This is a genomic window from Streptomyces sp. MH60 (assembly GCF_002939385.1).
GTDB lineage: Bacteria > Actinomycetota > Actinomycetes > Streptomycetales > Streptomycetaceae > Streptomyces.
Map to the genome: position 1 here is coordinate 147869 of NZ_MULI01000006.1, position 18946 is coordinate 166814.

Sequence of the window (18946 nt, forward strand, 5' to 3'; positions counted from 1 at the left end):
CTGTCCGGCGGTCCTGCGGGACGGCCGCCGGAGCCGAGGCCCGCTTGTGCGCGCCCCCGTGGGAGCACTACTGTCGCCACGCCTTGGTGAACGGGAAATCCGGTGTGATGCCGGTGCGGCCCTCGCCACTGTGAATCGGGAAGTCCGGCTCCGGCCCTCGCGGGCAGCCACTGGATCGCTTGCGATCCGGGAAGGCGGAGCACGGGCGGTGGTACCCGTAAGCCAGGAGACCGGCCAAGGCGCGTCGTCCATCCACGAGGTGCTGGAGAGGGTCTGCTGAGCCATGCACATAGCCGAGGGCTTTCTGCCACCGGTGCACGCGATCGCCTGGGGTGTCGCGTCCGCGCCGTTCGTCGTCCACGGAGTCCGGTCACTCACCCGTGAGGTCAGGGAGCACCCGGAGAGCACGCTGCTCCTCGGCGCCTCCGGTGCCTTCACGTTCGTCCTGTCGGCCCTGAAACTGCCGTCCGTCACCGGAAGTTGCTCGCACCCGACCGGCACCGGCCTGGGCGCGATCCTGTTCCGGCCGCCGATCATGGCGGTCCTGGGCACCATCACCCTGCTCTTCCAGGCGCTGCTGCTCGCCCACGGCGGGCTGACCACGCTCGGCGCCAACGTCTTCTCGATGGCGATCGTCGGCCCCTGGGCCGGGTACGGCGGCTACCGGCTGCTGCGCCGCTTTGACGTGCCGCTGATGGTCACCGTGTTCTTCGGCGCGTTCGTCGCCGACCTGTCCACGTACTGCGTCACCAGCGTGCAGCTGGCGCTGGCCTTTCCCGACCCGAGCAGCGGATTCCTGGGCGCGCTCGGCAAGTTCGGGTCCATCTTCGCCGTGACGCAGATCCCGCTGGCGGTGAGCGAGGGCCTGCTCACGGTGATCGTGATGCGGCTCCTTGTGCAGTCCAGCAAGGGCGAACTGACCCGGCTGGGCGTGCTGCTGACCCGGTCCGGGGAGCGGAAGCAGGAGGCGGTGGCCCGATGAGCCGCAACGCGAAGATCAACACCCTGCTGCTGCTCGCCGTGGCCGCGCTGGCGGTGCTGCCGCTGGTGCTGGGGCTCGGCGACCACAAGAAGGAGCCGTTCGCCGGGGCCGACGCGGAGGCGGAGACGGCGATCACCGAGATCGAACCGGACTACGAGCCGTGGTTCTCCCCGCTGTACGAACCGCCGTCCGGGGAGATCGAGTCGGCGCTGTTCGCCCTCCAGGCCGCGCTCGGCGCGGGCGTGCTGGCGTACTACTTCGGGCTGCGCCGGGGCCGGCGGCAGGGCGAGGAGCGGGCACCGGCGGCTTCCGAGGCAACGGCGGTGCCGCGAGACACCCCCGAAGGGGACTGAGTGCTGCCGATCGACGCGGCGGCGCACGCCAGTCGCTGGCGGCGCCGCCATCCCGTGGACAAGGCGGTGCTCGGTCTCGGCCTGACCGTGCTTGCGATCTCGCTGCCGCCCTGGCCGGGTGCGGCGCTGGTGCTGGCGGCGGCGCTCACGGTGCTGCTCGGCCCGGCGGGCGTGCCCGGGCGCCGGCTGTGGCGGGCGTACCGGGTGCCGCTGGGTTTCTGCGTGACGGGGGCGCTGCCGCTGCTCGTGCGGGTCGGCGGCCCGGACGGGTTCCTGTCGGCGGCCGACGGCGGTGCGGCGCGCGCCGGCGGGCTGCTGCTGCGCACCTCGGCGGCCTCGCTGGGGGTGCTGCTGTTCGCGTTCACCACGCCGATGTCCGACCTGTTGCCGCGCCTGGTGCGGGCCGGGGTGCCCGCGCCGGTCGTGGACGTGGCGCTGGTGACGTACCGGATGAGCTTCCTGCTGCTGGACTCCGTGCGCCGCATCCGGGAAGCGCAGGCCGCGCGGCTCGGCCACACCACCCGGGCGGCGGCCTGGCGTTCGCTCGGCGGGCTCGGCGCCACCGCGTTCGTGCGGGCCTTCGACCGGGCGGCGCGGCTCCAGTCGGGGCTCGCCGGGCGCGGTTACGACGGCACCCTGCGTGTGCTGGTGCCCGAGGCCCGCGTCTCGGTGCCGTTCACGGCGGCGAGCGTCGCGCTGCTGGCGGCGCTGGCCGGCCTCACCCTCGTACTGGAAGGACCCCTGTCGTGAACGGACCGGCGCAGTCACCGGAACCGGCCCTGGTCGCCCTGCGGGGCGCGTCGTTCGGGTACGAGGAGGGCCCGGACGTGCTGGTGGGCCTGGACTTCGCGGTGCGCGAGGGGCGGGCGCTGGCACTGCTCGGCCGCAACGGCAGTGGCAAGACGACGCTGATGCGGCTGCTCAGCGGCGGACTGCGGCCGCGCACGGGGGCGTTGACGCTCGGCGGGGAGCCGGTGTCCTACGACCGCAAGGGGCTGACCCGGCTGCGGACCACGGTGCAGTTGGTGGTGCAGGACCCGGACGACCAGCTCTTCGCGGCCTCGGTCGGCCAGGACGTGTCCTTCGGTCCGCTGAACCTGGGGCTGTCCGACGCGGAGGTCAGGTCCCGGGTCGGGGAGGCGCTCGCCGCGCTGGACATCGCGGCGCTGGCCGACCGGCCCACGCACCTGCTGTCGTACGGGCAGCGCAAGCGCACCGCGATCGCCGGGGCGGTCGCGATGCGGCCCCGGGTGCTGATCCTCGACGAGCCGACCGCGGGTCTCGACCCGGACGGGCAGGAGCGGCTGCTCGCCACCCTGGACGGGCTGCGCGCGGGCGGCACCACCGTGGTGATGGCCACCCACGACGTCGACCTCGCCCTGCGCTGGTCCGACGACGCCGCCCTGCTCACTCCGGACGGTGTGCGCACCGGCCCGACCGCCCCGACGCTGGCCCGCACCGACCTGCTGCGGCGGGCCGGGCTGCGGCTCCCGTGGGGTGTCGCGGCGGCCGGACTGCTGCGGGCGCGGGGGCTGTTGCCCGACTCCGCCACCGGTCCGCGTACGGCGGAGGAGCTGGCGGCACTGGCCGACTGACGGGGCGTGGGCGGGCGGTTCAACCCCGGGAACGGCTCAGCCCTGGACGCGGCCCAGCCCTGGGAACGGCTCAGCCCTGGGAGCGGCTCAGCTCGGTGTCCCGGTCCTGCGCCGCGCTCTCCGCGCTGCCGTCCCCGGTGTTCTCGGCCGCCTGCCGGGCGCGGCGGCCGGGCAGGACGGCGAGGACGATCAGGGTGCCGGCCGCCATGATGATGCCGCCGACGAGGCTGGTCGTCGAGACACCGTGGGCGAAGGCCTTGTTCACGGCGTCGGCGAGGGCCTGCGCCTGTTCGGGTCCGGCGGACGGGTTGGTGGCGAGGCGCTCGGCGACGGCCAGTCCGCCGCCCACCGAGTCCTGGGCGGTGTCCAGCGCGGCGGCCGGGAGCCGGTCGCCCACCAGTCCGGCCAGTTCGTCCCGGTAGGCGGTGCCCAGCAGGGAGCCCAGGACGGCGATGCCGAGGGAGCCGCCGAGTTCCAGCGCGGTGTCGTTGGCGCCGCCGCCGACGCCCAGTTCGCTCTCCGGGAAGGAGCCCATGATGGTGTCGGTGGCCGGGGACACGCTGAGGCCGATGGCGAGGCCGAGCAGCAGCATGGGGGCGAGGAAGTCGGCGTAGGTGGAGCCCTGGTCGATCCGGACCAGCAGGAACACCCCGACGGTGCCGATCGCCATGCCGGAGCCGACCATCGCCTTCACGCCCAGCTTCGGGGTGAGCCGCCCGGTCACCGCCGCGCCGACGAACACGGCACCGGCCAGCGGCAGCAGCCGTACGCCGGTCTCCAGCGCGCCGTAGCCGAGCACGAACTGCAGGAACTGCGTGGCGTAGTAGATGGCGCCGTAGGTGCCGAAGAAGAAGAACAGCACCGCCAGCATCGAGCCGCTGAACGGCCGCAGCAGGAACCTGCGCACGTCCAGCATGGGATGCGGGTGGCGCAGCTCCCAGGCCACGAAGGCGATCAGGCCGGCCCCGGCGACGACGGCCGCGGCGACCGGTCCCGCGCCCCAGCCGAAGTGCGGGCCCTCGATGCTCGCGTAGACCAGGCTGCCGACGGAGACGATGGAGAGCAGCCCGCCGACGTAGTCGACGCGGCCCATGCCGGCCGCCCTGGACGGCGGTACGAGGACCAGCGCGCCGACCACGGCGAGGACCGCGACGGGGACGTTGACCAGGAAGGTCGAGCCCCAGGCGTGGTCCTCCAGGAGCCACCCGGCGACCAGCGGCCCGACCGCGATGGCGAGCCCGGAGGTGGCGGTCCAGGCCGTGATGGCGCGGGCCCGCTCCCCCTTCGGGAAGACCGCGACCAGCAGGGAGAGCGTGGCCGGCATGACGACGGCGGCGCCGACGCCCATGACCGCCCGGGCCGCGATGACCAGCCCCGTCTCGTGGACCAGGCTGCCCATCACCGAACCGCCCGCGAAGATCACCAGACCGGTGACCAGGGCGCCGCGACGGCTGTACTTGTCGCCGATCGCGCCGAGCACCAGCATCAGCGCGGCGTACGGGACGGTGTAGCCGTCGATGACCCACTGCAGGTCGCTGCTGCTCAGGCCCAGGTCGGCCGTCATGTCCGGGGCGGCCACGATCAGGGACGTGTTGGCCATCACGACGATCAGCAGGCTCAGGCAGAGCACCAGGAGAGCCCACCAGCGCCGGGCGTAGGGCCCGGGCATCTTCTCGACGGGGGTGGTGGCCAGTAGGGGCATGGTGGGCTCCCGGAGACAAACGAGGGCGAGTTAATTGCCCATAGATGAGCAGACAAGAGAAGCGTAGTTTGTTGCACACGTGCGTGCAAATAAGGCGCCCACCAACCGGAAGGGCGCCTGCTGAAAGGAGGGGGTGGCCTACTCGGCCGGGACGGATTGCGCGAGCGCCGCGGGACCCACGCTCCCGACCACGGTCCGCGCGGACCGCTCCGGCACCCCGGCGGCGATGAGAATGGCGATGGCGGCACGGGTGCCGTCGTCCTCCAGGGCACCGGTGTTGACCTGCTCGAGGAGCGCCACGACCATCGCTTCGAGTCCCGCGCTCAGCACGGCGGGGGGCAGGTGGGCGGGGAAGACCCCGTCCCGCCGGCCGCGCTCCAGGATGGCGGTGACCTCGGCGCGGGCCGGGGCCAGGATCTCGGCCACGCGCTCCACGCCCAGATCGTGCCGGGCCAGCGCCAGCAGCATCCGGTAGCGGTCGCCCACCGGCCACATCAGCAGCGTGAAGTGCGCGAGCGCCCGGTCGGCCGGTTCGTCCGGTCCGGCCGCCTCGGCGATCGCGGCCCGCAGCACCTCGGACGCCTCCTCGGCGAGGGCCTCCAGGAGCGCCGCGCGCCCCGGGAAGTGGCCGAAAAGGGTACGCCGTACGACACCGGCGGCGCGGGCCAGCTCCTCCAGGGTGGTGTCCGGGTTCCGCCCCAGCTCCCGGCGGGCGGTGGCCAGGATGCGCGCCCGGTTCGACCGCGCGTTGCGGCGCTGCGGCTCACGGGCGACGGGCTTGGTCACGGCAACCTCGGGCGGGACGATGCGGGGGGGGCGGGGAGGGCGGCCTGAACGTGGTCGTCCATTCTGGCACGGGGGCGCGACGAGCAGGACAACGAGAACGTCGACGGAAGAGCGACGAGAAGGACGAGGTCTGCGCGATGGACACGACGTCGGCGGCCGTGGCGGGTGCCGTCACCTTCCTGTGGCTCGGCATGGTGCTGGCGATCTCCTTCCTGGAGGCGCCGCTGAAATTCCGGGCCCCCGGGGTGACGATCCCCGTCGGTCTCGGCATCGGCCGGCTGGTCTTCCGCGCGCTGAACCTCGCCGAGGCCGTCCTCGCCGTCGCCGTGATCGTCGCGGTCGCCGCCGGTGGCCCCTCCGCGGCGGTCGTGACGGCCACCGCCGTCGCGGTGGCCGTGCTCGCCGTGCAGCTCGGCGTCGTACGACCCCGGCTGAACCGCCGGTCCGACGCGGTGCTCGCGGGCGAGGACCCGGCGGAGCACCGCTCGGGCGCACACCTGTACTACGTCGCCCTGGAGATCGTGAAGGTCCTCGCCCTGCTCGCGCTGGGCTGCGCCGCCCTGGCCGGGTGACGGTGCCGGGACCGCCGGGGCAGAGGATTTCTAGGCCCGCCCGGACGGGTTCGCGGCCCTGCTCCGCCGAACGGCGGCGACCGCGGCCAGGACCATCCCCACGGCCACGGTCAGCGGGCCGCGCAGCCACACCTGGGCCTCGATCTGCGTGGCGAGCGCGACACAGGACGCGGCGCCCAGCACGGGGAGCACGGTCGGGGCGCGGAAGTGGTCCGCCTCGCCCGCGTCGCGACGCAGGACGAGTACGGCCGTGTTGACCATGAGGAAGACGACGAGCAGCAGCAGGACCAGGGTGGACGCCAGGGTGGCGACACTGCCGGTGAGCGCGAGGAGCATCGCCAGCAGGGTCGTGACGGCGATCGCGAGCCACGGGGTACGGCGGCCGGGCAGCACCCTGGTCAGCGCGGCGGGCAGCAGCCCGTCCCGGGCCATCCCGTAGGCCAGGCGGGAGGACATGATGCCGGTGAGCAGCGCCCCGTTCGCCACGGCGACGAGGGCGATCGCGCTGAACAGCCGGGTCGGGACGCCCCCGGCCTCCTCGACGACCTCGAGGAGCGGCCCGCTCGACTCCGCCAGCCGCTCCGTCGGTACCGCGGCGGACGCGGCGAGGCCCACCAGCACGTACACGGCGCCCGCGGTGACGAGGGCGCCGAACAGGGCGCGCGGGTAGGAGCGCCGCGGGTCGCGGGTCTCCTCGGCGACGTTCACCGACGTCTCGAAGCCGACGAAGGAGTAGTACGCCAGTACGGAGCCGCTCAGTACGGCCGCCGCCGCGCCCTTCTCCGGCGTGCCGAGCTGCCCGAGCCGGCCCAGGTCGCCGTCGCCGCGCAGCAGCAGCCAGGCGCCGAGGACGACGATGACGAGGAGGCCGCCGACCTCCACGACGGTGGCGACGACGTTGGCACGGGTCGACTCCTTGATGCCCCGGGCGTTGACCAGGGCGAGCAGGGCGAGGAACAGCACGGCGACGAGCCCGACCGGCAGCGTCACGAAGGCGGACAGGTAGTCGCCCCCGAAACCGCGGGCCAGCGCGGCCACGGAGACGATGCCGGCGGCGAGCATGCAGAAACCGGCGACGAACCCGGCGAACGGTCCGAAGGCGCGGGTGGCGTAGTGGGAGGCGCCGCCCGCCCGGGGGTACTTCGTGGCCAGCTCGGCGTAGGAGGCGGCGGTCAGCATCGCCAGCAGCAGCGCGACGGCCAGCGGCACCCACACCGCTCCCCCGGCGTCGGCGGCCACCTGCCCGACCAGCACGTAGACGCCCGCGCCGAGCACGTCGCCCAGGATGAAGAAGTACAGCAGCGGGGTGGTCAGCGCCCGCTTGAGCGCTGGGGTGTCCTGGGTGTCCTGGGTGTCCGCCGACCGTGGTGTTCCGAGTCTCGCCATGTGGCCTCAGGTTTCCCGCCGGGCGGAAATCACGCCCCGGCCTCGGCCTCCACGCGCACAGGGGGCTCGTCGGTCACCCCGCCACCCACACGCCCGCGCGCGCGGCGGCGCCCACCGCGCGTGCCGCCCGGTCGGCGTCGGCCTCGGTGAGGGGCCGACCGGTGTTGAGCAGCGCGTAGTAGAGCGGGGCGGAGACGGCCGCCACCACCCCGTGCGGATCGGTGCCGCCCGGGACTTCGCCGCGCGCGACGGCGTCCCGCACGCAGCCGGCCCACTCGTCGACGCGTACGGCATAGAAGCGGTGCAGGGCTTCGGCGGCCTGCTCGTTGCAGAGGGAGGCCGCGATCAGCGCCTTGAAGAGGCGCCCTTGCCGCGGGTCGGTGAGCGTCTTGACGACGAGGCGCGCGTTCGCCCGGAGGTCCTCCTCCAGGGTGCCGGTGTCGGCACGAGGCAGCGACTGGTCCGCCATGTCGGCCAGGAGGTCGGCGGCGAGGCCCCCGGGACTCCCCCAGCGGCGGTAGACCGTCGTCTTGCCGACACCCGCGCGGCGCGCGACCTCCCCCAGGTCCAGCGCGTCGAAGCCGTCGGCGGCGAGCGTGTCGCCCGCCACGCGGAGGACGGCCTCGCGGATACGGGCGGTGCGACCTCCGGGGCGCTGGGTCCCGGGGGCGGCTGTGTCCGGCATGACGGCTCCCTCTTGTCTGTCACGACAGCAGAGACCCACCTTATCGGAACCGCAGTTCCCTTACCGCCTCCACCGTGCTACCTTCCGAGCCGTAACGGAACTACAGACCCATTAGTGACTCCGAGGGGAATGCCATGTCCGTCACCGAAGACGCGCCGCGGTCGACCGCACGTCCGGGCCCGGCCTCCGGCCCGCCCACCGCCGAGACCGATCCGCAGCGGCTGACCGGCCGTTCGAAACTGATCCTCACGGTCCTGCTGGTCGCCCAGTTCATGCTGGCCGTCGACTTCTCGATCCTGAACGTCGCGCTGCCCGCGATCGGCGACGGACTCGGCTTCTCCCTCGCCGACCTGCAGTGGGTGGCCACCTCGTTCGCCCTGTCGGCCGCGGGCTTCACCCTCTTCTTCGGCCGCATCGGCGACCTGATCGGCCGCAAGAAGATCTTCATCGGCAGTCTCGCCCTGCTGGGTCTGGCCTCCCTGCTCGGCGGACTCGCCACCAGCCCCGAGGCCCTGCTCGCCGCCCGGGTCGCCCAGGGCCTGGCCACCGCCGCCGCCACCCCGGCAGGGCTGTCCCTGCTGACGACCTCGTTCCCCGAAGGCCCCCTGCGGCAGAAGGCGCTCGGCATCAACGGTGCGCTGATGTCGGCCGGTTTCACGACCGGCGCGATCCTCGGCGGCGTCCTGGCCGACCTGCTCTCCTGGCGCTGGGCGTTCTTCGTCAACGTGCCCGTCGCGCTCGCCGTCGTGCTCGTCGGCCCGGCCGTCATCAAGGAGTCCCGGCCCGCCACCCGCCGCAGCCTCGACCTGCCCGGCGCGCTCACCGTCACCCTCGGTCTGCTCGGTCTCGTCTACGGCATGACCCAGGCCGGAGAACACGGCTGGACCCACCCGCACGCACTGGGCGGGCTGGCCGGAGGCGTGCTCCTCCTGGCCGCGTTCGTCCTGATCGAGCGCACCGTGGCCGCGCCGCTGGTACCGCTCGCCACACTCGGACGCCGCAACGTGGCCTGGGGCAACCTGCTGGGCCTGCTCGCCTTCGTCACCGAGACCTCGCTGGTCTACCTGCTCACCCTGTACCTCCAGAAGACCCTCGGCTTCTCGCCCCTCGCGGCCGGCGTCACCTTCGGCGTCCTCGGCGCGGGCACCGTCGTCGGCGGCCTGCTCGCCCCCCGCCTGCTCGCCAGGACGTCCACGACGACCGTGCTCGTCGTCGGCGGCGTCGTCCAGGCCGTCTTCACCGCGGCCCTGCTCTTCCTCGGGACGACGACCGGGGCCTCCCTCGCCCTGCTGCTGCCCGCCACCTTCTTCGGCGGGGTCGGCAACATGCTCGTCATCGTCGGCTTCATGGTCACGGCCACGAGCGGGCTGCCGGATGCAGAGCAGGGACTGGCGACCGGCCTGGCCTCGATGTCCCAGCAGGTCGGCATCACCCTGGGTACGCCCATCATGTCCGCCGTCGTCACCGCCGGTACCGCGGGCGCGACGACCGCCTCCGCCGTCCACCAGGGGGTCACCACGGCCATCGCGGTCAACGCGGCCCTGGTGCTCGTCGGAGTCGTCGTCGCCGCGCTCTTCCTGCGAACGCGCTCCGACAGGCCCTAGCCGACGGACGGGCACTCCGCCCATACCGTCTTGCCCGGCCCTCCGGGCCGCGGGTGCCAGCCCCAGCGCTCGGCGAGGGCGGCGACCAGAAGGAGTCCCCGGCCACCGGTGTCCTCGCCGTCGGGCGCACGCAGTTCCTCCGGCTCCGGGGGCGTGCGTTCGCCACGGCTGTCGGCGACCTCGATCCGCACGGTGCCGCAGGGCGCGGTCACGTGCAGGAGCAGGTGGAAGTCCCGGCCGGGGACGTGGCCGTGCCGCACGGCGTTGGCGGTCAGCTCGCCGAGCACCAGCACGGTCTCGTCGTGCGGGCGGGTGCCGTACGGGATGCCCCAGGCGTCCAGCCGGTGCGCGGCCAGTCGGCGGGCGAGGCGGGCACCGCGCGGGGTGGAGGTGAAGCGCATCTCGAACGTGCGCGTCAAGGTGCCGTCGGCCAGGACGGGTTGGTTCGTCATGCCGACAACGGTGGCGCCGGTCGCGTAGCGTGACCAGTGGTGACGCACCGACGCGGCCCGCTGTACGCACCGTGGCGGTACGGGTACGAGCCGCGCGGCGTGACGGGTCCGCGGGGGCGGCGTTGGGGCAGGGAGGCGGTGGGGATGAGCGAGGCTGCGGACACGTCCGGGCAGACGGTGGTCGTCGCGTTCGGCCAGACCATGAAGACGCTGCGGATCCGGGCGGGCTTGGAGCGCGAGGAGTTCGGCCGACGGATCGACTACTCGGCGGCCACGGTCGCGTCGTACGAGCAGGGACGGCGCGTCCCGTCGCCCAGGACCATCGAGCGGGCGGACGAGGTCCTGGACGCGGGCGGCTTGCTGACGGTGTGGAAGGAGCAGGTGGAGCGGGCGCAGTACCCGGTGTTCTTCCAGGGGATGGCGACGTTGGAGAAGGAGGCCATCGAACTGCTCGCGTACGACGCCCTCGTGGTCAAGGGTTTGCTTCAGACCGAGGAGTACATGCGAGCGCTGCTGGCCATGCGGCGCCCAGTCCTGGACCACGAGACGATCGAACAACGCGTGGCCGCCCGGTTGGCCCGGCAGGACATCTTCGACCGACGTCCCTCACCACTACTGAGCTTCGTCATGGACGAGTCGGTGCTCCGGCACCGATACGGCGGCAAGGGCGCGCTGCAAGGGCAGTTGGAACACCTGCTCCTCATGGGTCAGAAGCGCAACGTCGAGATCCAAGTGATGCCGACAGACTGTGAGGACAACGCCGGTGTGAACGGACCGTTCACGATCGTCACACGCAAGGACGGCAAGAAGTTCGTATACATCGAGGCGCAGTCGACCAGCACCCTTCAGACCGACCCAGAACAGGCGGCACTGGCCGCCGCCCGTTATGGGATCATCCGATCACAGGCTCTCACTCCGCGAGAGTCACTGGAGTTCATCGAGAGGTTGCTGGGAGAGCTATGAACACCGCTGAGTCCTCGGCCGTCGTGTCCGACCTCATCTGGTTCAAGAGCAGCTACAGCGGAACCGAAGGCGGCGACTGCGTCGAGATAGCCGCCGGCACACACGCCGTGCTCGTCCGGGACTCCAAGGCCGTGACCGGCCCCGTCATCCGCGTGTCGCGCGAGGCGTGGGCGGGGTTCATCGGGCGCTGAGGCTCCGTAGCCGTTCGTTGCGCTGTTCCAGGGCCACGGCCGTGGTCGGGAAGAGGGTGCCGCCGCCCTCGCCGATCCGGTCCTGGGTCAGGGTCACGAAGTCCCGCGTGCCGCGCTCGTAGGCGGCGAAGCCCTCGGCGTGGCCCCGGTCGGCCAGGGCATCGGCGAGGTGGTACGCGCCGATGAGGGCGAGGCTGGTGCCCTGGCCGGTGAGGAACGAGGGCGCGTGCGCGGCGTCGCCGAGCAGCGCGACCCTGCCCTGGGACCAGCGGGGCATGCGGATCTGGCTGACCGCGTCGAAGAACACGTCGTCCGCGTCGTGGAGGGCGGCCAGGATACCGGGAACCTCCCACCCCGCGTCGGCGAAGACCTTGGTGATCAGATCCCGTTGGGCCTGCGGACTGCCGAACGCGTCGAAGGGCGGGTCGGGCTGGGCGAAGTTGAGGAAGGCGTGCACCTCGTCCTCGTCCCCCACGGCGTAGAGGGCGGCGGCCCTGCCGGGGGTGTTCCACATGACCGTCTCGTGGGAGAGGCCGAGGGTGTTGCGCATGGGGAACACGGCGAAGCAGTATCCGAGATAGCGGTGGAACCGCTCCTCGGGCCCGAACACCATCTCCCGGGTGCGCGAGTGCATGCCGTCCGCGCCGAAGACCAGGTCGAAGGTACGGCTGCCGCCGCCGCGGAAGGTGACGTCGACACCGTCCCCGGACTGGTCGAGGGTGTCGACGGAATCGTTGAAGAGGAATTCCACGTCGTCCCGGACGGCCGTGTACAGCGCGTCGGTCAGGTCGCCGCGCCGTATCTCCAGGTCCCGTCCCGTGGCACCGCCGGTGACGGCGTGCGGGTGGAGCGAGGTGACCTCGCTGCCGTCCCCGTGCAGGAAGGTGAGGCGGCGCAGGTCGATGTGCGCGTCCCGCAGTCGCGGCAGGAGCCCCATCTGCTCGACGACGTCGAGCGCGGTGCCGCGTACGTCGACGGGGTAGCCGCCGCTGCGGAGGGTGTCGGCCTTCTCCACCACGGTGACCTCGTATCCGTGGCGGTTGAGCCAGAAGGCCAGGGCGGGACCGGCGATGCTGGCCCCGGAGATCAGGACGGTGCGCCTCGGTACGGTGCGGGTCATGCGTGGACTCCCTTGCTCATGGTGCGGGTGACGAACAGGGCCAGCGACACGACGACGCCGGCGATCACGAAACCGGTGACGTAGGCCGATTCGGCCGCGACCTCCGATCCCGAGGGGGTACCGGCGGTGAGGAGCGCGCCGCCGAGCTGCCCGCCGACGGCGGAGCCGAGTACGCGGCTGACCAGGATCAGGCTGGTGGCGATGCCGGTGTCGTTCTGGTCGACGGCGGTGGCGGTGCTGGTCATCATGGCCGTGACGCACAGGCCGTTGGCCAGCGCGATCAGCACCTTGCCGACGACGAGGTGCCAGATCTCGCTGTGGACGGCGGCCACGGCGAGCAGGCCGACGGTCATCATGACGACGCCGGTGTTGACCACGGCACGCGAGCCGAACCGGCGGTCCCCGATCCCGCCGAGCGGCCCGGCCAGCGTGGCGGCGAGGGCGCCGGGCAGCAGGTAGAAGCCGATCTCGGTGGCGCTGGCGCCGAAGCCGTAGCCGTCGCCGCGCTCGTCGAGCAGTTGCGGCACGAGGTAGACCGCCGTCGTGGCGCCGAGGCAGATCACGAAGGTCAGCACGCACGCCTTCCAGATCGCGGGCCGGGCCAGCATGCGCAGGTCGATCATCGGTGCGGCCGCGCGCCGTTCGACCCTCACCCATGCCGTGCCGCACGCGGCCAGCAGGACGACGAGGGCGAGGAGTGCGAGCGGCTGCGAGCCCGCCTCGGGCGCCAGCGCGAGGACGAGCATGAGGGTGGTCAGCATCCCGCTCAGGAGCAGCAGGCCGGGCCAGTCGATCCCGGCGCCGTCCGTCCGGCCGGGCGGATCTTCCGGCATCAGCCTGTTCACGAGCAGGGTGGACCCGGCGACCGCGATCGTCGGCAGCGCGAACATCCAGTGGCGGGAGAGCTGTTCCGCCACCGGACCGGCCGACAGCATGCCGACCATCGACCCGCCGACGAAGAGCCCGCTGACCACGCCGATGGCCACCTTGGACTCTCCGGGTGGCAGGTGTCTGCGGACCACGATGAACGACAGGGGCAGCGCGCCGATCATCGCGCCCTGCAACACCTGACCGAGCAGCAGCACGGGCAGGTTCGGGGCCAGGGCGGACACCGTGCCACCGACCGAGACCACCGCCATCAGGCGGATCAGGACCTTCTTCCCGCCGTAGCGGTCGCCGAACTTGCCCGCCAGCGGGGTGATGAGCGCGCCGGTGATGAGCAGGACGATACTGAGCAGCGCCCCTTCCGACTGGCTCATGTCCAGTTCGCGTTCCAGGAGCGGGATCGTCGGTGACACCACCGACTCCAGGGCACCGGTGGACAGCGCCAGTAAGCCCAGCGCCCCGACAGCGGCCTTCCCGACGGGGACCGAGGGGGCCAGGGTTGTGGTCATGAACGTCCCTCACTTCATGGGCCGCCCGTGGAAAGGCACCGACGCGGTTTCGGTGGTGCCTGGCGGCGAAGTGCAGAGTGAGGGAACGGTCATGGGCCGGACGTCATACCCGGGAGCCAACGTGCGGTGATACCGCGGTAGGGGGTGGGGCGCCCGGCCCGGACCACCGTCGGACTACTGGTCGTCGGTGAACTTCGGGTCCTCGGCCTGGTTGTAGATCTCCTTGCCCGCCGCGTCGAAGGCGTGGACGTAGGGGCTCGGGCCCATGTAGCGCGGGCCGGGAGGCGTGTCCGGGGAGAGCGCGGCCCCGTAGACGAACGCGCCGCCCGCCATGCGGGCCGGATACTGCTTCGGGTCGTCGCCGTAGCTGATGGTGATCTTGGCGACCTCGGACGAGTAGTGCCCGGCGCCCAGCATGAGGTACTTCCCCTCGCCGGCGGGCTCCATCATGGAGTCGAAGTACTCGATGACCCGGCCGGTGCCCCACAGGCGGTCGTTGATGAAGGTGGGCGGGGAGTCCGGGCTGGTGCCCTTGTCGCCCTTCGACTGGCACTGCACGTACTGGTCGGCGGAGTTCACGGCGACGACCACACCGTCCGAGTCCGCCGAGGCCAGCGGCGTACGGACCGCGACGACGGGCTGGTACCGCGACGCGTCCGGCCCCAGGCAGGAGGAGAGGATCCTGGTGACGGTCGCGGCGTCGATCGGGGTCGTCGTCGCGTCGGTGATGGTGAAGCCGCCCTCGGCCGAGGCCCCGCCGGGCGAGGACGGTGCGCTGGGACTCGGTACCGCCGTGGCGGCGGCGACCGGCCCTCGGCCGGCGTGCGCGGGGTCGGCGGCACTCGGCCCGGCGTCCCCCGTCCCGCCCAGGACGACCACGGCCGCGAGGCTCACCGCCGTCACACCGGTGGCGACGCCGAGCGGCACTCCCCACCTGCTCCGCAGCGAAGCCCCGTTGTTCTGCGGACCGATCTTCATCAGTAGTTCCTCTCGGGTCCGCCGGTGGTCCGGCAGATCACGATCGGAAGGAGCCGCGGGAACGCCCTGCGTGTCATTCATCGTGCGACCTCCTTCGCGTTGACGGGATTCCTGGAACTGAACGGCGGCGGAGCCGCGGCTCCGCCGAGGTCGGCCCCCAGCCTCCGCCGCGCCCGGTGCAGCCGGGACTTCACGGTCCCGACCGCCACCTTCAGCACCGCGGCGGCCGCCTGCTGGTCCAGGCCCGACCAGACGCAGAGCTCGACGACCTCGCGTTCGTGCCGCGGCAGCCGGGCCAGCGCCCGGTGGATCTCCGACATACGGCGCTCGTCGTCGACCAGGCCGGCGACACGGTCCGCGTGGTCGCCCACCGACTCCTCGTGCGAGACGAGCCGGTGCAGCAACGCCTCGGCCCGCCGCAGCCGCCGCCTGGTGTTCGACAACTGGCCGTTGGCGATGCCCAGCAGCCACGGCAGAGCCGAGTCGCGGTCGAGCACCGTCTCCGCTCGCCGTCGCCAGGCGTGCAGGAAGACCGTCGACGTGAGGTCCTCGGCCTCGGACCAGTCGGCCGTCCGCCGGAACAGGTGGTTGTAGACGGCCTTCCCGTGCCGGTCGAAGATCCGGCCGAACGCCTCGCGATCACCGTCGACGGCCCTCGCCCACAGCTCCCGGTCGGACGTCCCGCCGACCGGTCCGTCGGGACCAGCGTCGTTCAGTTCCATGTCCCATCCGTGTCCGGCACCCGGCCGAAGGTTCCCACGGGATCGAGTCGAACGACGCACCGGGCCCAGCGAAGGCGACCGCGAGGAGACGACGCTCCAGGAATCCGCGTCCCGCGGGGGGTCAGCGCCGCAGGGTGAGAACGCCCGGCCGCCACGGCAGCTGGTCGTAGGGGCCGCCCGCCGTGGGGGACTTGCCCTGGTACAGGAACTGCAGGTTGCAGGGGTCGACGGTCATGGTCTGGTCGGGGTTGTCGCGGACCAGGTCACCGTGGCTGATGTCGTTGGTCCAGGTGGCACCGCTGTTGGCCTTGCCCGCGAAGGGGTTGCCCTCGCTCGCGGCCTGCGGGGTCCACGAGCCGCTCAGGCTGGAGGCCGTGAAGGAGCGGAAGTAGCGCCCGTTCGCGCCCATCGCCTCGACGATCATGAGGTACTGGTTCTGGCCCTGGACCTTGTAGACCTGTACGCCCTCGAACAGGTTGGCCTTCGTGTCGCTCATGACCGTCGTGTACGACGTGCCGAAGTTGCCCGGGAAGTTCCCGATCGGCATGCTCGCCCGGTAGATCTTGCCGTTGTCACCGGCGAAGAACAGGTACATGTTCTGGCCGTCGGCGATCAGGGTCTGGTCGATCGGTCCGGTGTCGGAACCGGAGATGCTCCCGGTGAACAGCGGCTGCGGAGCGGACCAGCCGTTGGGGTTGGTGGGGTCGCTGGACGTGCGGTAGATGAAGGGCCACGCACCCCACTGGTAGGCCAGCACCCAGATGTTCTTGGGCGCGAAGTAGAACAGCGTGGGGGCCACCGCGGCCTGGCTCATCCCGGTCTGGCCCGCCGACGCCATGTCCGACCAGTTCGTGAAGGGGCTGAACATCATCGAGCCGTAGGACGATCCCGACACGTTAGAGGCGTAGACCAGGTGCTTGCCGTTGTGCGTGACGGTGGTGAAGTCCTTCACCGCGGCCCACCCGTTCGCCGGCTGCGCGAGCACGCCCGACGACGTCCACCGGTACGACGACGGAAGGGAGCACGGTCCGTCCGTCGGCGGCGTCCCGGTCAGTCCGGACCACTTCTGGTTGCTGCCGCCGTTGCACGTTCCGACCTGCACCGCCGTGCCGTTGGCCGTACCGGCGCCCGCGGCCTCCAGGCACAGTCCGGACTCCGCCCCGACGACCGTGCCGTCGGAGTTCACCCGCCACTGCTGGTTCGCGCCGCCGGAGCAGGACCAGATCTGCACCCGTGTACCGGGCGTGGTGGCGTGCCCCGGAACGTCCAGGCACTTGTTGCCGTACACGGTGAGCTGACGGGTGTCGGTCGACGTCCACTGCTGGTTGGTCCCGCCCCAGCAGTCGTACATCTGCAGGAGCGCGCCGTCGGCCTGACTGCCGCCGATCACGTCGAGACACCGGTTCGAACCGGCACCGCGCAGGGCGCCACTGGACGCTGCCTGAGCCGGGGCGGCAACGAGCATCGCCGCCAACGCGGCCAGCGCCGCGACGACGGCGGCGAGCACCGCGGACGTATGCCTGCGGCGGAGACTTCCTCTGTGCATGGGAACTCCCTTGCAATGGAGCGGCACCGTATGTTCGCCATGTCGAACATCGGTCGGAGTGTCGAGCGGTCCGCATCCTAGGGACCCGGTGAACGCCGTCAATACCTCTCGCACGGATCGCTCGGCGATCCGAAACTTTTGGCCGAACTCTGCCCCAGGCACCCCTCGCGACTAGCGCGCCCCCTCAACGCGTAGCGCGGCCCCAGACGACGCCGCCCATACCGTGGAGCGCTTCGAAACATTCGAAGCGCGACAGAAACTTTTCTTGGAGAAACTGTTGACCGGGCATCGTCAACCCTCAATCATCCCTGTCTGGGAAACCGGCCGCAGATCGATATGCCGAACACCTTGGAGGCACAGCCATGGGCTCATACGCCCTCCCCAGACCCGATGTCCGCCGGAAGGCGCGCAGCCTGCTGCCGGCGCTGGTCGTCGGCGTCCTCGCGACGGCCGCCGCGCTGGTCGCGCCGCCACCCGCCCACGCCGCCGAGAGCACGCTCGGCGCCGCGGCGGCGCAGAGCGGCCGCTACTTCGGCACCGCCATCGCCTCGGGCAAGCTCGGCGACTCGGCGTACACGTCGATCGCGTCCCGTGAGTTCAACATGGTGACGGCCGAGAACGAGATGAAGATCGACGCCACCGAACCGCAGCGCGGTCAGTTCAACTTCTCCTCCGCCGACCGCGTCTACAACTGGGCGGTGCAGAACGGCAAGCAGGTGCGCGGCCACACCCTGGCCTGGCACTCCCAGCAGCCCGGCTGGATGCAGAGCCTCAGCGGCAGCACCCTGCGCCAGGCGATGGTCAACCACATCAACGGCGTGATGACCCACTACAAGGGCAAGATCGCTCAGTGGGACGTGGTGAACGAGGCGTTCGCCGACGGCAGTTCGGGTGCCCGGCGGGACTCCAACCTCCAGCGCACCGGCAACGACTGGATCGAGGTCGCCTTCCGCACCGCGCGCGCCGCCGACCCCTCCGCCAAGCTCTGCTACAACGACTACAACGTCGAGAACTGGACGTGGGCCAAGACCCAGGCCATGTACAACATGGTGAAGGACTTCAAGTCGCGCGGCGTGCCGATCGACTGCGTCGGCTTCCAGTCGCACTTCAACAGCGGCAGCCCGTACAACAGCAACTTCCGCACCACCCTGCAGAACTTCGCCGCCCTCGGGGTCGACGTGGCCATCACGGAACTCGACATCCAGGGCGCGTCCCCGACGACGTACGCGGCCGTGACCAACGACTGCCTGGCGGTCTCGCGCTGCCTCGGCATCACCGTCTGGGGCGTGCGGGACAGCGACTCGTGGCGTTCGGGCGACACCCCGCTGCTGTTCAACAACGACGGCAGCAAGAAGGCGGCGTACACCGCCGTGCTGAACGCCCTCAACGGCGGTGACGGCGGCGGCCCGGACCCGGAGGAGCCCGGCGACGGCACCGCGCTGAAGGGCGTCGGCTCGGGCCGCTGCCTGGACGTGCCCAACGCGAGCACGACCGACGGCACGCAGGTCCAGCTGTACGACTGCAACGGCCGCACCAACCAGCAGTGGACGCAGACCGACGCCGGCGAGCTGAGGGTCTACGGCGACAAGTGCCTGGACGCCGCCGGCACCGGAAACGGCGCCAAGGTCCAGATCTACAGCTGCTGGGGCGGCGACAATCAGAAGTGGCGGCTGAACTCCGACGGCTCCGTCGTCGGTGTCCAGTCCGGCCTCTGCCTCGACGCCGTCGGGACCGGCACGGCCAACGGCACCCTGATCCAGCTCTACACCTGCTCCAACGGCAGCAACCAACGCTGGACCCGCACCTGACGGAACAGCCCCATCGAGCCCGGGTCGCCGCCGCGCCGACGGCGACCCGGGCGACTTCGCGAGGGTGGTGGACTGGCAGCAACCTGCCACCGATTCGGCCTGCTTGG

19 protein-coding genes and 1 riboswitch are annotated in these 18946 nt (G+C 71.8%); of the genes, 9 read left to right on the forward strand and 10 right to left on the reverse strand.

Features of this window, described 5'->3' with window-relative positions:
• Positions 1-67: 67 nt before the first annotated feature.
• Positions 68-253: riboswitch (cobalamin riboswitch) on the forward strand.
• 30 nt (positions 254-283) lie between these two features.
• From BZZ08_RS07025 to BZZ08_RS07040, 4 genes are read left to right on the forward strand one after another with little or no spacing between them, the layout of a single operon-like run.
• Entirely contained in the window at positions 284-982 is a 699-nt protein-coding gene (locus BZZ08_RS07025) for an energy-coupling factor ABC transporter permease (RefSeq protein WP_104631252.1), read from the forward strand.
• On the forward strand, positions 979-1335 hold the full coding sequence (locus BZZ08_RS07030; RefSeq protein ID WP_104631253.1) for an energy-coupling factor ABC transporter substrate-binding protein: 357 nt from the start codon (positions 979-981) through the stop codon (positions 1333-1335). The genes BZZ08_RS07025 and BZZ08_RS07030 overlap by 4 nt, the downstream gene beginning before the upstream one ends.
• Positions 1336-2085, forward strand: coding sequence for a cobalt ECF transporter T component CbiQ (gene cbiQ, locus BZZ08_RS07035; RefSeq protein WP_104631254.1), 750 nt, complete (start codon positions 1336-1338; stop codon positions 2083-2085). It begins immediately after the preceding gene.
• Complete coding sequence (locus BZZ08_RS07040; RefSeq protein WP_104631255.1) at positions 2082-2930, forward strand: ATP-binding cassette domain-containing protein; 849 nt, start codon at positions 2082-2084, stop codon at positions 2928-2930. Before cbiQ ends, BZZ08_RS07040 begins: the two co-directional genes overlap by 4 nt.
• Positions 2931-3000: 70 nt before the next feature.
• Here the strand turns inward: BZZ08_RS07040 and BZZ08_RS07045 are convergent, their stop codons facing one another.
• Together BZZ08_RS07045 and BZZ08_RS07050 are read right to left on the reverse strand one after the other, a co-directional pair.
• The gene (locus tag BZZ08_RS07045; RefSeq protein ID WP_104631256.1) at positions 3001-4632 is read right to left on the reverse strand and encodes an MFS transporter; all 1632 of its coding nucleotides are present in this window, start codon (positions 4630-4632) and stop codon (positions 3001-3003) included.
• 138 nt (positions 4633-4770) lie between these two features.
• Positions 4771-5418 (reverse strand): TetR/AcrR family transcriptional regulator, encoded by a 648-nt coding sequence (locus BZZ08_RS07050; RefSeq protein WP_198601331.1) that lies wholly within the window; start codon positions 5416-5418, stop codon positions 4771-4773.
• Positions 5419-5555: 137 nt separating this feature from the next.
• Between BZZ08_RS07050 and BZZ08_RS07055 the strand changes: the two genes are divergently transcribed.
• Positions 5556-5990 carry a hypothetical protein gene (locus BZZ08_RS07055; RefSeq protein ID WP_104631292.1) on the forward strand — a complete coding sequence of 145 codons (435 nt, stop codon included), beginning with the start codon at positions 5556-5558 and terminating at the stop codon, positions 5988-5990.
• 30 nt (positions 5991-6020) lie between these two features.
• Here BZZ08_RS07055 and BZZ08_RS07060 read toward each other — a convergent pair whose 3' ends face one another.
• The gene (locus BZZ08_RS07060; RefSeq protein WP_104631257.1) at positions 6021-7376 is read right to left on the reverse strand and encodes an APC family permease; all 1356 of its coding nucleotides are present in this window, start codon (positions 7374-7376) and stop codon (positions 6021-6023) included.
• A 73-nt stretch (positions 7377-7449) separates the two neighbouring features.
• Positions 7450-8061 (reverse strand): TetR/AcrR family transcriptional regulator, encoded by a 612-nt coding sequence (locus BZZ08_RS07065; RefSeq protein ID WP_104631258.1) that lies wholly within the window; start codon positions 8059-8061, stop codon positions 7450-7452.
• Between the two features lie 134 nt (positions 8062-8195).
• On the opposite strand from BZZ08_RS07065, the gene BZZ08_RS07070 reads away from it, so the two are divergent.
• Positions 8196-9665, forward strand: coding sequence for an MFS transporter (locus BZZ08_RS07070; RefSeq protein WP_104631259.1), 1470 nt, complete (start codon positions 8196-8198; stop codon positions 9663-9665).
• Here the strand turns inward: BZZ08_RS07070 and BZZ08_RS07075 are convergent.
• Positions 9662-10117, reverse strand: coding sequence for an ATP-binding protein (locus BZZ08_RS07075; RefSeq protein WP_241965394.1), 456 nt, complete (start codon positions 10115-10117; stop codon positions 9662-9664). The genes BZZ08_RS07070 and BZZ08_RS07075 overlap by 4 nt on opposite strands.
• Before the next feature lie 144 nt (positions 10118-10261).
• On the opposite strand from BZZ08_RS07075, the gene BZZ08_RS07080 reads away from it, so the two are divergent.
• Together BZZ08_RS07080 and BZZ08_RS07085 are read left to right on the forward strand one after the other, a co-directional pair.
• Positions 10262-11080: a helix-turn-helix domain-containing protein gene (locus tag BZZ08_RS07080; protein ID WP_104631261.1), complete on the forward strand. Its 819-nt coding sequence runs from the start codon at positions 10262-10264 to the stop codon at positions 11078-11080.
• Positions 11077-11271, forward strand: a complete 195-nt coding sequence (locus BZZ08_RS07085) for a DUF397 domain-containing protein (protein WP_104631262.1) — start codon at positions 11077-11079, stop codon at positions 11269-11271. Before BZZ08_RS07080 ends, BZZ08_RS07085 begins: the two co-directional genes overlap by 4 nt.
• On the opposite strand, the gene BZZ08_RS07090 is transcribed toward BZZ08_RS07085, so the two are convergent.
• From BZZ08_RS07090 to BZZ08_RS07110, 5 genes are all read right to left on the reverse strand, one after another.
• Complete coding sequence (locus BZZ08_RS07090) at positions 11258-12391, reverse strand: FAD-dependent monooxygenase (protein WP_104631263.1); 1134 nt, start codon at positions 12389-12391, stop codon at positions 11258-11260. The genes BZZ08_RS07085 and BZZ08_RS07090 overlap by 14 nt on opposite strands.
• Positions 12388-13785, reverse strand: coding sequence for an MFS transporter (locus tag BZZ08_RS07095; RefSeq protein WP_104631264.1), 1398 nt, complete (start codon positions 13783-13785; stop codon positions 12388-12390). Before BZZ08_RS07095 ends, BZZ08_RS07090 begins: the two co-directional genes overlap by 4 nt.
• A 174-nt stretch (positions 13786-13959) precedes the next feature.
• Positions 13960-14763, reverse strand: a complete 804-nt coding sequence (locus tag BZZ08_RS07100; protein ID WP_198601332.1) for a hypothetical protein — start codon at positions 14761-14763, stop codon at positions 13960-13962.
• A gap of 77 nt (positions 14764-14840) precedes the next feature.
• The gene (locus BZZ08_RS07105) at positions 14841-15485 is read right to left on the reverse strand and encodes an RNA polymerase sigma factor (RefSeq protein ID WP_104631266.1); all 645 of its coding nucleotides are present in this window, start codon (positions 15483-15485) and stop codon (positions 14841-14843) included.
• A gap of 121 nt (positions 15486-15606) precedes the next feature.
• Complete coding sequence (locus tag BZZ08_RS07110) at positions 15607-17031, reverse strand: non-reducing end alpha-L-arabinofuranosidase family hydrolase (RefSeq protein ID WP_104631267.1); 1425 nt, start codon at positions 17029-17031, stop codon at positions 15607-15609.
• 362 nt (positions 17032-17393) lie between these two features.
• Here BZZ08_RS07110 and BZZ08_RS07115 point away from each other — a divergent pair, with 362 nt between their 5' ends.
• Positions 17394-18839 (forward strand): endo-1,4-beta-xylanase, encoded by a 1446-nt coding sequence (locus BZZ08_RS07115; protein WP_104631268.1) that lies wholly within the window; start codon positions 17394-17396, stop codon positions 18837-18839.
• The last annotated feature ends 107 nt before the right edge of the window (positions 18840-18946 follow it).

Excerpts from the sequence above, each read along its gene's own strand:
- BZZ08_RS07085 (WP_104631262.1), top strand. The coding sequence starts at position 11,077 with ATGAACACCGCTGAGTCCTCGGCCGTCGTGTCCGACCTCATCTGGTTC.
- BZZ08_RS07045 (WP_104631256.1), bottom strand. The coding sequence starts at position 4,632 with ATGCCCCTACTGGCCACCACCCCCGTCGAGAAGATGCCCGGGCCCTAC.
- BZZ08_RS07030 (WP_104631253.1), top strand. The coding sequence starts at position 979 with ATGAGCCGCAACGCGAAGATCAACACCCTGCTGCTGCTCGCCGTGGCC.
- BZZ08_RS07025 (WP_104631252.1), top strand. The coding sequence starts at position 284 with ATGCACATAGCCGAGGGCTTTCTGCCACCGGTGCACGCGATCGCCTGG.
- BZZ08_RS07105 (WP_104631266.1), bottom strand. The coding sequence starts at position 15,485 with ATGGAACTGAACGACGCTGGTCCCGACGGACCGGTCGGCGGGACGTCC.
- BZZ08_RS07115 (WP_104631268.1), top strand. The coding sequence starts at position 17,394 with ATGGGCTCATACGCCCTCCCCAGACCCGATGTCCGCCGGAAGGCGCGC.
- BZZ08_RS07055 (WP_104631292.1), top strand. The coding sequence starts at position 5,556 with ATGGACACGACGTCGGCGGCCGTGGCGGGTGCCGTCACCTTCCTGTGG.
- BZZ08_RS07075 (WP_241965394.1), bottom strand. The coding sequence starts at position 10,117 with ATGACGAACCAACCCGTCCTGGCCGACGGCACCTTGACGCGCACGTTC.
- BZZ08_RS07065 (WP_104631258.1), bottom strand. The coding sequence starts at position 8,061 with ATGCCGGACACAGCCGCCCCCGGGACCCAGCGCCCCGGAGGTCGCACC.
- BZZ08_RS07100 (WP_198601332.1), bottom strand. The coding sequence starts at position 14,763 with ATGAAGATCGGTCCGCAGAACAACGGGGCTTCGCTGCGGAGCAGGTGG.
- BZZ08_RS07080 (WP_104631261.1), top strand. The coding sequence starts at position 10,262 with ATGAGCGAGGCTGCGGACACGTCCGGGCAGACGGTGGTCGTCGCGTTC.
- BZZ08_RS07090 (WP_104631263.1), bottom strand. The coding sequence starts at position 12,391 with ATGACCCGCACCGTACCGAGGCGCACCGTCCTGATCTCCGGGGCCAGC.
- BZZ08_RS07070 (WP_104631259.1), top strand. The coding sequence starts at position 8,196 with ATGTCCGTCACCGAAGACGCGCCGCGGTCGACCGCACGTCCGGGCCCG.
- BZZ08_RS07110 (WP_104631267.1), bottom strand. The coding sequence starts at position 17,031 with ATGCACAGAGGAAGTCTCCGCCGCAGGCATACGTCCGCGGTGCTCGCC.
- BZZ08_RS07060 (WP_104631257.1), bottom strand. The coding sequence starts at position 7,376 with ATGGCGAGACTCGGAACACCACGGTCGGCGGACACCCAGGACACCCAG.
- BZZ08_RS07095 (WP_104631264.1), bottom strand. The coding sequence starts at position 13,785 with ATGACCACAACCCTGGCCCCCTCGGTCCCCGTCGGGAAGGCCGCTGTC.